The sequence below is a fragment of the Bradyrhizobium sp. LA6.1 genome (genome assembly GCF_040547805.1).
In the GTDB taxonomy this organism is placed as follows: Bacteria; Pseudomonadota; Alphaproteobacteria; order Rhizobiales; family Xanthobacteraceae; genus Bradyrhizobium; species Bradyrhizobium barranii.
Genome location: NZ_JBEPQK010000001.1, coordinates 275,871 through 289,785, shown reverse-complemented (window position 1 = coordinate 289,785; position 13,915 = coordinate 275,871). Strand labels below are relative to the sequence as shown.

Annotated in this window: 12 protein-coding genes; 5 read left to right on the top strand and 7 right to left on the bottom strand. The window is 63.9% G+C overall.

Going from position 1 to position 13,915, the window contains the following annotated elements; all coding sequences use genetic code 11:
* Positions 1-24: 24 nt before the first annotated feature.
* Both ABIB99_RS01320 and ABIB99_RS01315 read right to left on the bottom strand, forming a co-directional pair.
* Complete coding sequence (locus tag ABIB99_RS01320) at positions 25-1,020, bottom strand: TRAP transporter substrate-binding protein (protein WP_063984777.1); 996 nt, start codon at positions 1,018-1,020, stop codon at positions 25-27.
* A 61-nt stretch (positions 1,021-1,081) separates the two neighbouring features.
* Complete coding sequence (locus ABIB99_RS01315) at positions 1,082-2,800, bottom strand: IlvD/Edd family dehydratase (RefSeq protein ID WP_063986568.1); 1,719 nt, start codon at positions 2,798-2,800, stop codon at positions 1,082-1,084.
* Between the two features lie 174 nt (positions 2,801-2,974).
* Between ABIB99_RS01315 and ABIB99_RS01310 the strand changes: the two genes are divergently transcribed.
* Both ABIB99_RS01310 and ABIB99_RS01305 read left to right on the top strand, forming a co-directional pair.
* Positions 2,975-3,655, top strand: a complete 681-nt coding sequence (locus ABIB99_RS01310; protein ID WP_063984778.1) for a GntR family transcriptional regulator — start codon at positions 2,975-2,977, stop codon at positions 3,653-3,655.
* A 32-nt stretch (positions 3,656-3,687) separates the two neighbouring features.
* Positions 3,688-4,587 (top strand): translation factor GTPase family protein, encoded by a 900-nt coding sequence (locus ABIB99_RS01305; RefSeq protein ID WP_063984779.1) that lies wholly within the window; start codon positions 3,688-3,690, stop codon positions 4,585-4,587.
* 428 nt (positions 4,588-5,015) lie between these two features.
* On the opposite strand, the gene ABIB99_RS01300 is transcribed toward ABIB99_RS01305, so the two are convergent.
* Positions 5,016-5,402: a hypothetical protein gene (locus ABIB99_RS01300; protein WP_371496045.1), complete on the bottom strand. Its 387-nt coding sequence runs from the start codon at positions 5,400-5,402 to the stop codon at positions 5,016-5,018.
* A gap of 23 nt (positions 5,403-5,425) precedes the next feature.
* Positions 5,426-5,689 carry a GlsB/YeaQ/YmgE family stress response membrane protein gene (locus ABIB99_RS01295; protein WP_063986569.1) on the bottom strand — a complete coding sequence of 88 codons (264 nt, stop codon included), beginning with the start codon at positions 5,687-5,689 and terminating at the stop codon, positions 5,426-5,428.
* Between the two features lie 193 nt (positions 5,690-5,882).
* Here ABIB99_RS01295 and ABIB99_RS01290 point away from each other — a divergent pair, with 193 nt between their 5' ends.
* Both ABIB99_RS01290 and ABIB99_RS01285 read left to right on the top strand, forming a co-directional pair.
* The gene (locus ABIB99_RS01290; protein ID WP_063984782.1) at positions 5,883-6,788 is read left to right on the top strand and encodes a transglutaminase family protein; all 906 of its coding nucleotides are present in this window, start codon (positions 5,883-5,885) and stop codon (positions 6,786-6,788) included.
* A 31-nt stretch (positions 6,789-6,819) separates the two neighbouring features.
* A complete protein-coding gene (locus tag ABIB99_RS01285; protein WP_187387771.1) occupies positions 6,820-7,650 on the top strand; it encodes a potassium channel family protein in 831 nt (276 codons plus the stop codon).
* Positions 7,651-7,720: 70 nt separating this feature from the next.
* On the opposite strand, the gene ABIB99_RS01280 is transcribed toward ABIB99_RS01285, so the two are convergent.
* Positions 7,721-8,545 (bottom strand): NAD-dependent epimerase/dehydratase family protein, encoded by an 825-nt coding sequence (locus tag ABIB99_RS01280; protein ID WP_063984783.1) that lies wholly within the window; start codon positions 8,543-8,545, stop codon positions 7,721-7,723.
* 91 nt (positions 8,546-8,636) lie between these two features.
* On the opposite strand from ABIB99_RS01280, the gene ABIB99_RS01275 reads away from it, so the two are divergent.
* Complete coding sequence (locus ABIB99_RS01275) at positions 8,637-9,605, top strand: SMP-30/gluconolactonase/LRE family protein (protein WP_354174494.1); 969 nt, start codon at positions 8,637-8,639, stop codon at positions 9,603-9,605.
* A gap of 197 nt (positions 9,606-9,802) precedes the next feature.
* Here the strand turns inward: ABIB99_RS01275 and ABIB99_RS01270 are convergent, their stop codons facing one another.
* Both ABIB99_RS01270 and ABIB99_RS01265 read right to left on the bottom strand, forming a co-directional pair.
* Entirely contained in the window at positions 9,803-11,233 is a 1,431-nt protein-coding gene (locus ABIB99_RS01270; RefSeq protein ID WP_247307924.1) for an aldehyde dehydrogenase family protein, read from the bottom strand.
* A gap of 269 nt (positions 11,234-11,502) precedes the next feature.
* On the bottom strand, positions 11,503-13,866 hold the full coding sequence (locus ABIB99_RS01265; RefSeq protein ID WP_354174492.1) for a thiamine pyrophosphate-binding protein: 2,364 nt from the start codon (positions 13,864-13,866) through the stop codon (positions 11,503-11,505).
* Between the last annotated feature and the right edge of the window lie 49 nt (positions 13,867-13,915).

Here is a 13,915-nt window from a genome sequence, read left to right as displayed (position 1 = left end):
TCTCGAAGGATGGCCACAGGCGGGCTAGTTCACCGACCGGATCAAATTCTTGATCTTCTCGGCATGCGGGCCGAGCTCCTTGGCGAGCTTGTCGAGATAGGGATCGGCGATCACCGTGAAGCTCTTCTTGTCGACGTTGTCGACGATCTTCACGCCCATCTTCTTCAGCTTGTCGGCCGCGGTGCGCTCGAGGTCAAACGCCTTCTGCGGCTCTTTCGTGCTGACCTCGTTGGCCGCCGCCTGCACCCACCCCTTCTGCTCCGCCGACAGGCTCTGCCAGAGCTTGTCGGAGACGAACACCAGCGCGTTGTTGGCCTCGTGCTCGGTGATGTTGAGGACCGGGGCGACCTCGTAGTGCTTGTTGACGAGGTAGACGTTGATGCTGTTCTCGGCGACGTCGACGACGCCGGTTTGCAAGCTGGTGTAGACGCTGCCGAACGGCATATGCACGGTCTGGGCGCCGTAGGCCGGGAACATCATGTCCTCTGTCGCGGTCGCCTGGACGCGGATCTTCAGCCCCTTGATGTCGCCGACATTGTGGATCTCCTTCTTGGAGTACATGTGGCGTACACCCTGCGAGCCCGTCGCGATCACGTGCAGGCCCTGCGTGGTCTCGTCGATCATGGTCTTGAGGGCTTCGAACACGCGGGGATCGGCCAGCCCCTTGACCACATGGTTCTCGTCGCGGAACAGGAAGTGCAGCGACATCACGCCGGCCTGCGGCGAGATCGTCGCGGTGTTGGCCGAGGAGATGATGGCGAATTCGATGTCGCCGGCCTTCACGAGCTGGAGCACTTGCGGCTCCTGCCCGAGCTGCGCACCCGGATACTGGTCGATGATCATGGTGCCCTTGCTCAATTCCTTGAGCTTGTCGGCAAAGAGGTCGCCCGCGATGGAATAGCCGGTGTTGCGCGGCTGATCGTAGGCAAAGCGATAATGCTTCACCTCCTGTGCCCCGGCCCCGGTGACGAAAAGTACGGCGGCCATGGCCACCAACCCACGCATGGATCGTGCAATCATCGTTTCCCCCTGTTTTATCGCCCGCCGCTTGTGCGGTCTGAGCGCTCGTTCGGGTGGTTCGTCACCCCTTCTCAGTCTGCTTCCCAGTCCTCTGCATGAAATCGAAGTCGCAGCCCTCGTCGGCCTGCATGATGGTCTCGTTGAACAGCCAGGCGTAGCCGCGCCGCGCCTCATCGGGTGCTGCGGCCGGCTTCAATGCGGCGCGCCGACGCTCCAGCTCGGCGGCATCGACCAGCAGCTCGATGCTGCGCTTGGCAACATCCAGCCGGATCATGTCGCCGTTCTTTACCAGCGCGAGCGGTCCGCCGACAGCGGATTCCGGCGTGATGTGAAGCACGATGGTGCCGAACGCGGTGCCGCTCATGCGCGCATCCGAAATGCGCACCATATCCTTGGTGCCGCCGCGCGCGAGCTTCTTCGGGATCGGCAGATAACCCGCCTCGGGCATGCCGGGCGCGCCCTTAGGGCCGGCGTTGCGCAGCACCAGCACGTCGTCGGAGTTCACGTCGAGATCGGGATGGTCGACCCGCAAGGTCATGTCCTCGACGGATTCGAACACCACCGCACGCCCGGTGTGCTGCAACAGCTTGGGGCTCGCGGCCGACTGCTTGATGACGGCACCGCGCGGGGCGAGGTTGCCGTGCAGGACGGCAAGGCCGCCTTCCTTCTTGATCGGATTGTCGCGCGGACGGATCGCATCCTGGCCCGGCACGTCCTCCGCATTCGCGACGACATCGCGCAGCGTCTGGCCGCTGATGGTCTTCGCGTCGAGATCGACGAGATCGCCGAGCTGCGCCAGCAATTTCGGCACGCCACCGGCGTGGTGGAAATGCTCCATGTAGTGTTCGCCCGACGGCTTGAGGTCGACCAGCACCGGCACTTCGCGGCCAATCTGGTCGAACACCTCGAGATCGAGGCGGTGGGGCGAGCGGTGCGCCATTGCCGTCAAATGGATCAGGCCGTTGGTCGAGCCGCCGATCGCCTGGAGCACGACCTGCGCATTCTTGAAAGACGCCGGCGTCAGCAATTCGCTCGGCTTCGGCCCCTTGGTCTTGGCCATCTCGGCGGCAACCCTGCCGCTCGCTTCGGCCAGGCGAAAGCGTTCGGCGTGCGGCGCGGGAATCGTCGCGCTCATCGGCAGCGACAGGCCCATGGCTTCGATCATGCAGGCCATGGTCGAGGCCGTGCCCATCACCATGCAGGTGCCGACCGACGGCGCGAGGCGGCCATTGACCGCTTCGATCTCGACATCGTCGATTTCGCCGGCGCGATATTTGCCCCAGAGACGGCGGCAATCGGTGCAGGCGCCGAGCACCTCGCCCTTGTGATGGCCGACCACCATGGGACCGACGGGAATGACCACCGTCGGCAGGTCGGCGCTGATTGCGGCCATGACCTGCGCGGGAAGGGTCTTGTCGCAGCCGCCGATCACGATCACCGAATCCATCGGCTGCGCGCGGATCATCTCCTCGGTGTCCATCGCCATCAGGTTGCGCAGATACATCGAGGTCGGATGCGCAAAGCTCTCGGCGATCGAGATGGTCGGAAACACGAACGGCATCGCGCCCGACAGCATCACGCCGCGCTTGGCGGCCTCGATGATCTGCGGGACGTTGCCGTGGCAGGGATTGTAGTCGCTATAGGTGTTGGTGATGCCGACGATCGGGCGCTCCAGCGCGTCGTCGGAATAGCCCATGGCCTTGATGAACGCCTTGCGCAGGAACAGCGAGAAGCCGGCATCGCCATAGCTCGTCAGCCCTTTGCGCAAACCACTCGTCATCATACCGCTCCTTCTCGCTTGCCATTGTGCTACAGCCTGCCCCCTGATTGTCAATAAGATTGGGCCAGATCGTCGCGCTTTCTGCCCCAGACACCGCCATCCGACACAAATTATTGACAATCCGGGTTCTCCCTGCTCCACAAGGCGGACCGGCATGAGCCGGAGGCTGAGGGCATGTCCGACATCCGCACCGCAGACGCCATGCTGGTCCGGCGCGACGATCCGGACGATGTCGTCGCGCGGCTGGAAGAGGACATCATCTTCGGCCGCCTGCCGCCGGGCGCGCGCCTCACCGAAGACGCGCTGATGTCGCGCTACGGCACCTCCCGGCACTTCGTGCGGCAGGCCTTGGTCGATGCCGAGCGCCGCGGCATCGTCCGCCGCGAGAAGAACGTCGGCGCCACCGTGCGGTTCTACTCGGCCGAGGAAGTCCGGCAGATCTACGAGGTCCGCGAGATGCTGACGCGGCAGGCCGCGCTGATGATCCCCCTGCCCGCGCCGCAAGACCTGATCGACGAGCTGACTGGGCTGCAGCGGCAATATTGCGCGAAGGCAGATGTGCAGGATTTGCGCGGCATTCACGAGGCCAACGACGCCTTCCACCTCGCGCTGTTCTCGGCCTGCGGCAATCCCTATCTGGTGCGCTCGCTCCAGGACTACATGAACCTGACGCTGCCGATGCGCGCCAAGAACCTCGCCGACCGCGAGGGGTTGGCGCAATCGCGGCGCCAGCACGAGCTGATGATCGAGCTGTTGAAGGGCCGCGACAGCTGGGCGCTGGCGCAGCTGTGCGTGGATCACATGCAGTTCAGCAAGTCGGATTATCTGGCGCGGATTGCGGGTGAGGAGAGCTGACGCTAGACCAAGGCAACGCTACAGGTCTTACAATGCCGCATGATGTGAGCACGCCACCCCTGCTTGTTGACGTCGCCATCGAAGCGAAGTCCAGGGCCGATCATGAGAAGCTCGTTGCTGCGCTCTTGAAGCTCACCGCCAAGGACGGAGCGCTCGCCGTGTCGGTTGATCAAGACTCCGCTCAGATCATCCTGAAGGGAACGAACGAAAACCACATCGAGAGCGCGATCGACGCCCTCAACCGGACCTCTGGAATAGCCGTCAATATTGGTGCCCTGCAGGTGGCATTTCTTGAGCATCCGACCAAACGTGCGGAAGCGGAATACACTCACAAAAAGATCTACGGGCCTAAGGGGGAGTTTGCCGCCGTCAAGCTTGCCATCGAGCCGAATGAGCTTGGCGAGGGATACCAGCTTGAACGCAACATTGGTGTGGATGCGCTACCGAACAAATATATGCCCGGGATCGAGAAAGGGCTCGAAAGCGTACTGGCCTGCGGCGTGATTGCGGGCTTTCCGGTGGTGAACGTCAGGGTCCAGCTGATCGACGGCAAGTATCACGACGTCGATTCTTCACCGCTCGCCTTCGAGATCGCGGCTAATGCCGCGTTCCGCAGGGCGCTGCAAACGGCGGAATCGGTCTTGCTTGAGCCGATCATGAAGGTCGAAGTGGTGACACCGACGCCGTTCGCGCAATCGATCGTTGACGACCTGACATCGCGGCGTGGGACCGCCCACTCCAGGGTCGTCGACGAAGACACGGTCGCGATCGATGCGACGGTACCGCTCATAGCGATGTTCGGCTATGCGAACAGCCTCCGCGTGATGAGCCAGGGGCTCGCCAGCCACACAATGCGCTTCGACCGCTATGCCGCCGCACCGCAGCCTTGGGACGGTCCGCCATTTCGTCCGGCGATCGGGATGCGTGCCTGACACTCATCGCGGTAGAAGAGGCCGCCAACGCAGGCGGCCTCCCAAAATTCTGAACTGACCCGCGCTCTTATTTGAGGTCGAGAGCCCGGCAGTAGTAGCCGCTCTCAACGCCAGTCCAACCTCGCTCCATGCGGTTACTGCGGCACTCGTAGTAAGACTTGAAGTTGAGGACGTTCTTGCAATTCGCAACCGCGGCGCCGGAGAGCGAGCATCCGGGACCTTGGTTTGGGTTCAGGTGAGCCGCGGAGCCGATCGGTGCGGCGCTCACCGGCGCGACCGACAAGGTAGCAAGGATCAACGCTGACATCGCTAACGTCTTCATAGCCATCCTCCCTGTTCTTGTTGCCTGGGACGGGAAATGCACGTCCCGGAGCAGACGATAGCATAGCGCGAGTGACAGGCCATTCTCAATCAGAGCTTGTTCCCGTTTAGTATCGCCTCAGCAGGCCACGATCCACGCTGGCATCGCCGTAGTCGGCGCAGGCTCCTTTCGGGTTCTTGATCAAGTCCGCCCGGACGCGCCTGAACGTTTTGCCGGCCGCGTCGGACACCTCGGGGCGGAATTTACCGGGATCGTAGGTCTCGCCGTCGCGGGCCTTGATGGCCGCAGCATAGGCGTCGATCATGGCCATCGCCGCCTCAGGGCTGCCGAGAAGCCGCGCGCCGAGCTGAACGCCGCCGGCGCCATCGACCTCGTAACCGTCGCATCGCTGCTCCAGCACCACGGATGCGGTGACGAGCTGGTCGAGGAACGTCGCCTCGGCGTCGCTGAGCGCTCCGGCTCGCGCAGGCTCTGAGACGATCATCGCGAGCATCGCGACGGCTGATAGCGTGATTTTCAAGCGCGCCCCTGACGACCCATGACAAGGCCGTACAGGAAGAGGAGGATGATGGCTCCGACCACGCTGCCGATGAAGCCGGCGGCCTCTCCGAAATGATACCAGCCCACGGCTTGACCGAGCCAGGTCGCGACGAACGCGCCGACGATTCCCAAGACCGTCGTCAGGATGAACCCCGTGGGCTCGGACTTGTCACCGGGCATGATGAATTTCGCGACCACGCCGACGATAAATCCAATGATGATCGTCCAAAGGATACCCATGTCCATCGCTCCATTCGGTCGGTTTGCACATCAACGTCTGAAGGAATGCGTGATCGCTTGATGGGCCAGACGATCCCGGGAACGACGTTGATCTAGATCAATGGGTGGAAGCGGCCGGGCCGAAAGCTGGCGCCTGCTCTCTCTTGCGCGGGAAGGCGCTCAATGCGCTCCGCAACGCGAAGCGGATCAATGCATGGCGATCATTGGCGAGATCACGCACACCACGACCTACCGCTATGCAAAGCCGGTGACGTTCGGCACGCACCGGGCGATGTTCCTGCCGCGGCGCGGCGCCGCGACCCGGCTGCTTCGCTGGTCCGCTGCTACCAGCCTGCCGTCAAAGGTGCATTGGGTCACCGACTCCCGCTCCAATGCCGTCACGGTGATGGACTTCAGCGAACCCGGCAGCGAGCTGACATTCACGTTTAGGGTTCGTGGCGTCTATTTCGGCATCAAGGGTCTGGAGACATTTCCGCTGGAGCCCCGGGCCGAGGAGGTCCCCGTGCAGTACACCCCGGACGAATGGACCGACCTTGCCGGTTACCTGCGCCCGCATGCCGACGATGCAGACGGCAGCCATGCGGCGTGGACCAAGAGCTTCGTTGCCGGCGATCAGGATCGGACCGCCGACGTGCTGCGCCGAATGCTCGGCAAGTTTCGCAGCGACTTCAACTATCGCGGCAGAGATGCCGAAGGCACACAGTCACCCGGCGAAACGCTGCGCACGAAATCGGGCACTTGCCGGGACTTCGCCTGGCTGATGATCGAGACGTTGCGCCGGCTCGGCTTCGCCGCTCGCTTCGTCAGCGGTTATCTCTATGATGCGGCGCTCGATGGCGGTGCCGTGGGCATGACCGGCTCCGGCGCGACCCACGCATGGGTGCAGGTATTCCTGCCCGGTGCCGGCTGGCTGGATTACGATCCAACCAACAGTCTGAGCGCCGGATTCGACCTCATTCCGGTGGCCATTGCGCGGCATCCGGGCCAGGCCGTGCCGCTGACTGGCTCGTGGTTCGGCGATCCCGGCGACTATTTGGGCATGTCGATCAATGTCGCCGTCAACAAGATTGGCGAAATGCTCGATCCTTCGGAAGCGTAGGCTACCGAGATAGGCGCGGCGGTCGCTGACCATGGCATTTTATCGCAACAGTACGAAGGGACATGGGCCGCTCGACGTCGTCGCCGTCCCATTTGAGGCCCTGAAGGGCAGGATCCGGCAACTTTACGAAGGCGACACGTTCGGCTGCATAAAATTCCGATACGCCCTGCTTGCGCTGGACGTCGTCACGGTTCTGTTCATCATCGCGACCTCGTTCCTGCCTCGCAACAGGGCCGTCGAGTCGCTCGATGTCGTGTTCGGCGTCCTGATCCTTGCGGACTTCGCCGCACGGATGATCATCAGCCGTCAGCCGCTGCACGACCTGGCGCGGCTTTCGACCTGGACCGACATCGTCGTCATCATCTCGTTCCTTGCGCCGCTCGCCGGAGAGGCCGGCGGCTTCTTGCGCGCATTTCGAACATTGCGGCTGCTGCGCGACTACCAGATGGTAGCGCGCCTCCGGGTCGACAGCCCCTTCTTCCGGCGAAACGAGGAAGTTGTTTTTGCCGTCGTGAACCTCGGCGTGTTTATTTTCGTGATGACCGGGATCGTCTACGAGACGCAGAAGTCTCACAATCATCAGATCGCCAACTATGCCGACGCGCTCTACTTCACGGTCACCGCACTGACCACGACCGGCTTCGGCGACATCACCTTGCCCGGGACCGTCGGCCGCCTGATCACCGTCGTCATCATGATCTTTGGCGTGACCCTTTTCCTGAATCTCGCCAAGGCACTGCTCGCGCCCTCCAAGGTACGCTTCCCCTGTCCGGTTTGCGCCCTGCAGCGCCACGATGTCGACGCGGTGCATTGCAAAGCTTGTGGCACCGTCTTGAACATTCCCGATGAAGGCATGGACTAGGCTGCATGCCGGCGCGAGTGCCGCGGAGAGGCCCCCTCACCTCATGACTGTAGAGAGGGGGCATGGCATTTCAGCGCTTACTCCAATCAATGATGCGGCTCGCATCGCCGTCGAACTCATTGCTGCAGAACGCGCCGCCCTGGTAGTGGTCGCCGACCGGATCCGGCTTCAGCTTGGCCTGCTCGGCCATCGCGTGCTCGCGGAAATCCTCGGCGCGCCCCGTCGGGCGATAGCCGAATTCGTAGGCGCGGTGGTTGTCCCACCAGGCGCGCTCGTTGAGGGAGGCGCCGTAGAAGACCTCGAAATGGATGTCGGGATGTTCGAGCCCGATGCGGCAGAGCTGCACGAGGTCGTCGGGCTTCAGCCAGATCGAGAGCCGGCGCTGGTCGAGCGGCATGTCGCCGAAATTGCCGATGCGCAGGCAGGTCACCTTCAGGCCATGCTTGTCGGCGTAGAGCGCGCCGACGGCCTCGCCGAACACCTTGCTGACGCCATAACGGCCGTCGGGGCGCGGGGTGACGTCGGTCCCGATGTTGTGGTGGCGGGGATAGAAGCCGACGGCGTGGTTGGACGAGGCGAACACCACGCGCTTGACGCCCTTGCGGTAGGCGGCCTCGAACAGATTGTAGCCGCCGATGATGTTGGCCTGGAGGATTTGGTCCCAGGTGCCTTCGACCGAATAGCCGCCGAAATGGATGATGCCGTCGACGCCCTCGCAGATCGCCTCGCACTGCGCGAGATCGGCGAGATCCGCCGCCTTGAATTGTTCGTTCGCGCCGAGATCGGCTGGCGGCTTGATGTCGGAGAGCAGGAGATCCGGATAGATCGGCGGCAGCAGCTTTCGCAGGCTCGTGCCGATTCCGCCCGAAGCTCCCGTCATCAAAATACGCGGCATGTCTTCCCTCGCCTGTGGTGACCGATTTGCGGCCGTAGATAACTGATGCTAGCAGACTTGGACAGAGGGAACGCAACAAAGAGACCTGCACATGAACGATGCATCGTCCCACACTCAAGGCTGGCGGCCGGCGACCTATTACCCCGATCCGGCGATAAAAGCACTGGACCCCCGCTTCGAAAAATACTGGCTGAAGCTGTCGGCGGTGGAGCGGCTGGCGACCGGCCTGCGCTGGGCCGAGGGGCCCGTGTGGTTCGGCGACGGCCGCTATCTCCTGTGCAGCGACATCCCGAACCAGCGCATCATCAAATGGGAGGAGGAGACCGGAACCGTCTCGGTCTTCCGAAAGCCCTCGAATTTCGCCAACGGCAACACCAGGGATCGTCAGGGCCGGCTCGTCACCTGCGAGCATGGCGGCCGCCGCGTGGTGCGCACCGAATATGACGGCAGCATCACCGTGCTGATGGATTCGTTCGGCGGCAAGCCGCTGAACTCGCCGAACGACGTCGTGGTGAAGTCCGACGGATCGATCTGGTTCACCGATCCGACCTTCGGCCTGCTCGGCAATTACGAGGGTTACAAGGCCGAGCCCGAGATCGAGCCGAACGTCTATCGGCTCGATCCTGCAACGGGCAAGGCGACCATCGTCGCCGAAGGCGTGCTCGGCCCCAACGGGCTGTGCTTCTCGCCCGACGAGACGATTCTGTATGTCGTGGAATCGCGCGGCGTGCCGAACCGAAAGATCCTCGCCTATGACGTCTCGCTTGACGGCACCACGATCTCCAACAAGCGCGTCCACATCGATGCCGGCCCGGGCACACCGGACGGCATGCGCTGCGACATCGACGGCAATCTCTGGTGCGGCTGGGGCATGGGCGATCCCGAGCTCGACGGCGTCGTCGTATTCGCGCCCGACGGCGTCATGATCGGCCGCATCGCGCTGCCTGAGCGCTGCGCCAATCTCTGCTTCGGCGGCGTCAAGCGCAATCGCCTGTTCATGGCGGCAAGCCAGTCGATCTACGCGCTGTATGTGAACACGCAAGGCGCGGTCGGGGGATAGGCGTTACGCAGAGACGGTCTCGTAGGGTGGGCAAAGCGAAAGCGTGCCCACCGCTTCTTGTTCGTCGCGGAATGGTGGGCACGTCGCTACGCTCCTTTGCCCAGCCTACGAATTCCCGCGTTGCAGACACGTCGACAAAACGAAAAACGCCGGAGCGGTCTCCCGCTCCGGCGCTTTGTTCGTTCAGGCGAAAAAACTTACGCCGCGTTGAAGCCCGCAACGGCCTTCACTTCGAGGAAGTCCTCGAGGCCGTACTTGCCCCACTCGCGGCCGTTGCCCGACTGCTTGTAGCCGCCGAACGGCGCGGAGCGGTCGTTGGGCACGCCCTGGAGGTTGACGTTGCCGGCGCGGATCTGCCGGCCGACGCGCTTGGCGTCCTCCACCGAGGCGCCCGAGACGTAGCCGGCAAGGCCATACGGCGTGTCGTTGGCGATGTGCACGGCCTCAGACTCGTCCTTGGCGCCGATGATGGTCAGCACCGGTCCGAAGATCTCTTCACGGGCGATCGTCATGTCGGGAGTGACGTCGGCGAAGATGGTCGGACGGACGTAGAAGCCCTTGTTGACGCCCTCAGGCAGGCCCGGGCCGCCGGCGACGAGCGTTGCGCCCTCGTCGATGCCCTTCTTGATGAGGCCCTGGATCTTGTCCCACTGGCCGCGGTTGACGACCGGACCAATGGTAGTGCCTTCAGCGCGGGGATCACCGGCCTTGGTCTTGTCGGCGACAGCCTTCGCGATCGCAGCGACTTCCTTCATCTTCGACAGCGGCACGATCATGCGCGAGGGTGCGTTGCAGGACTGGCCGGAGTTGTTGAACATGTGCATCACGCCGCCGGTCACCGCCTTGGTCAGGTCGGCACCTTCGAGGATGACGTTCGGCGACTTGCCGCCGAGCTCCTGGCTGACGCGCTTCACGGTCGGCGCGGCGCGCTTGGCCACGTCGATGCCGGCGCGGGTCGAGCCGGTGAACGAGATCATGTCGATATCAGGATGCTCGCTCATGGCGGCGCCGACCTCGGGGCCGAGGCCGTTGACGAGGTTGAACACGCCCTTCGGCACACCCGCTTCGTGGAGGATTTCCGCGAAGATCAAAGCCGAGGTCGGGGTGAACTCCGACGGCTTCAGGATCATGGTGCAGCCGGCGGCGAGCGCAGGCGCGACCTTGCAGGCGATCTGGTTGAGCGGCCAGTTCCAGGGCGTGATCATGCCGACCACGCCGACCGGCTCGCGCAGCACCATGGCGGTGCCGACCGGTTCCTCGAAATGATAGTTCTTGAGCACGTCGAGCGTGGTCATGAGGTGGCCGAGGCCGGCGCCGGCCTGGAGCTTCTCCGCCATCGGCAGCGGCGCGCCCATCTCGTCGGAGACGGCGGCGCCGATCTCCTTGAGCCGGCCCTTGTAGACCTCGATGACTTTCGTGAGCAGCGCGACGCGCTCCTCGCGGCTGGTCTGGGAGAAAGTTGCAAAGGCGCGCTTGGCAGCAGTGACGGCCTTGTCGACGTCAGCCTTGGAGCCCAGCGCAACCTCGTACATCGCCTCTTCCGTCGCGGGATTGACCACGGCGGTGGACTTCTTGACGGCGGGATCGACCCAGGCGCCGTCGATGTAGAATTGCATGCGATTGACCATCGTAAACCTCTTCTTGGGGGCTTGGAGGGGGCGTTTCGGCAGGCATCCTTGCACGAAAGCGCCGGCAATTGAACCCGCCATATGCGGGGCCAGCGTTGCGGCGGACGGAGGATATATGAGCCGATGGCGGGAACGAGGCAAGGCTCCCTCAGGTGTCAATCCGGGACGCGCCACTTGGCGCGGGCCCGGAATCCATAACCACGATCGGGAGTATGGATTCCGGGCTCGACGCTACGCGTCGCCCCGGAATGACAGGGCAGTTACCTCAACTACACCGCCATCTTCCGATGCAGCACCGGTGCGCCGGTGGTGAGGCTTTCCGCCGCATCGATGATGGCGTTCGCATCGATGCCGTAATGGCGGTAGAGGTCCGCGATGGTGCCGGTCTGGCCGAACTGCTCGACGCCGAGCGCCTCGACGCGATGGCCGCGAACGCTGCCGAGCCAGCCGAGCGCGGAGGGATGGCCGTCGATCACGGTCACGATGCCGCAGTCGCGCGGCAGCGGCGCGAGCAGCTTTTCGATGTGGCTGAGATGCTGCACACCCCGCCGATCGCGCCGCAATTTCCGCGCAGCGGTCCAACCCGCATGCAGACGATCCGCCGAGGTGATCGCGAGCAGGCCGATGTCGCGGCGGCTCTCGCCGATGAAGCCGGTCGCCTCGATCGCTTCGGGCGCGACCGCGCCGGTATAGGCGATCACGAGTTCGGCATTGGGCCCCGGCTTGCGCAGCCAATAGGCGCCGTCGGTGATGCCCTGCGCAAGCTCCGGCGTCATGATCCGCTGCGCCTGCTCGATGCTGCGCGTCGAGAGCCGCAAATAGACCGAGCCGCCCTCGCCCGGATCGCGCTGCATGTGATTGAAGCCCCAAGCCATGATCACGGCGAGTTCGTCGACGAAAGCCGGCTCGAACGAGGCGAGCCCGTCCTGCGCCATGCCGATCAACGGCGTCGCGATCGACTGGTGCGCACCGCCTTCAGGCGCCAGCGTGATGCCCGAAGGCGTCGCCGCCACCATGAAGCGCGCATCCTGGTAGCAGGCGTAGTTCAATGCATCGAGGCCGCGCTCGATGAAGGGATCGTAGAGGGTGCCGACCGGCAAGAGCCGCTCGCCGTTGATCTGGTGCGACAGGCCCAGCGCCGAGAGCATGATGAACAGGTTCATCTCCGCGATGCCGAGCTCGAGATGCTGCCCCTTGGGCGAGAAGTCCCAATTGAACGTGGAGGGAATTTTCTCGCTGCGGAATAAATCCGCCTTCTCGCCGCGCGCGAACAGGCCGCGCCGGTTCACCCACGGACCGAGATTGGTCGAGACCGTGACGTCGGGCGAGGTCGTGACGATGCGCTGTGCGAGTTCGCTGTCGCCGCGCGCGATCTCGTTCAGCACGAGGCCAAAGCCCTGCTGGGTCGACATCTGGGTCGACGGCTTGAACGCCAGCTGCTGGGGCACCTCGATAACAGGCGCGGTAAGCCGGCGGCCATCCTGGTTGAACGGCACGCGCGCGAGGAAGGCGTCGAGCTCGGCGGCGTTCTGCGCGAGGCCTTCGTACTTGTCCCATTCGTGGCCCGGACGGATGTTCTGGCTCTCGCGATATTTCTCCATCTGCGCGACCGTCATCAGGCCGGCGTGGTTGTCCTTGTGGCCCTGGAACGGCAGGCCGACGCCCTTGATGGTGTAGGCGATGAAGCAGACCGGGCGATCGTGATCGATCGACTCGAACGCCTCCAGCATGCTCGCCATGTCGTGGCCGCCGAGGTTCGACATCAGCGCCAGCAGCTCCTCGTCGCTGCGCCTGTCGATCAGCTTGGTGATCGGGCCCTGGTCGCCGATCTCGTCGTGCAGATGCTTGCGGAAGGCGGCGCCGCCCTGGAAGCACAGCGCCGCGTAGAGCGCGTTCGGGCAATTGTCGATCCAAGCTTTAAGCGCCTCGCCGCCGGGCTCGGCAAAGGCCTCGCGCATCAGGCGGCCATATTTCACGATCACCACGTCCCAGCCGAAATTGCGGAACATGGTCTCGAACTTTTCCCAGAGCCCCTCGCGCACGACGGCGTCGAGCGACTGCCTGTTGTAGTCGACCACCCACCAGGTGTTGCGCAGACCGTGCTTCCAGCCTTCGGCGAGCGCCTCGAAAATGTTGCCCTCGTCCATCTCGGCATCGCCGACGAGGGCAATCATCCGCCCTTCGCGGCGATCCTTCATCCAGCCATGCGCCTTGACGTAGTCCTGCACCAGCGAGGCAAACAGCGTCTGCGCGACACCGAGGCCGACGGAGCCGGTGGAGAAATCGACGTCGTCGACATCCTTGGTGCGCGAGGGATAGGACTGCGCGCCCTTGAACCCGCGAAAGTTCTCCAGCTTCTCGCGCGTCTGCCGGCCGAACAGATACTGGATGGCGTGGAACACCGGGCTCGCATGCGGCTTCACCGCGACGCGATCCTCAGGGCGCAGGACGCTAAAATACAGCGCCGACATGATGGTGGCGAGCGAGGCGGACGAGGCCTGATGGCCCCCGACCTTGAGCCCGTCCGCGTTGGCGCGGATGTGGTTGGCGTGATGGATGGTCCATGACGACAGCCACAGCGCCTTGCGGGCCAGCGCGGTCAACGTGTCCAGACGGGCGGTATCAACGGGCATCACAATGGCTCCCGGAAACAGGTCCGACGATGATACGCCTGCGGGCGGC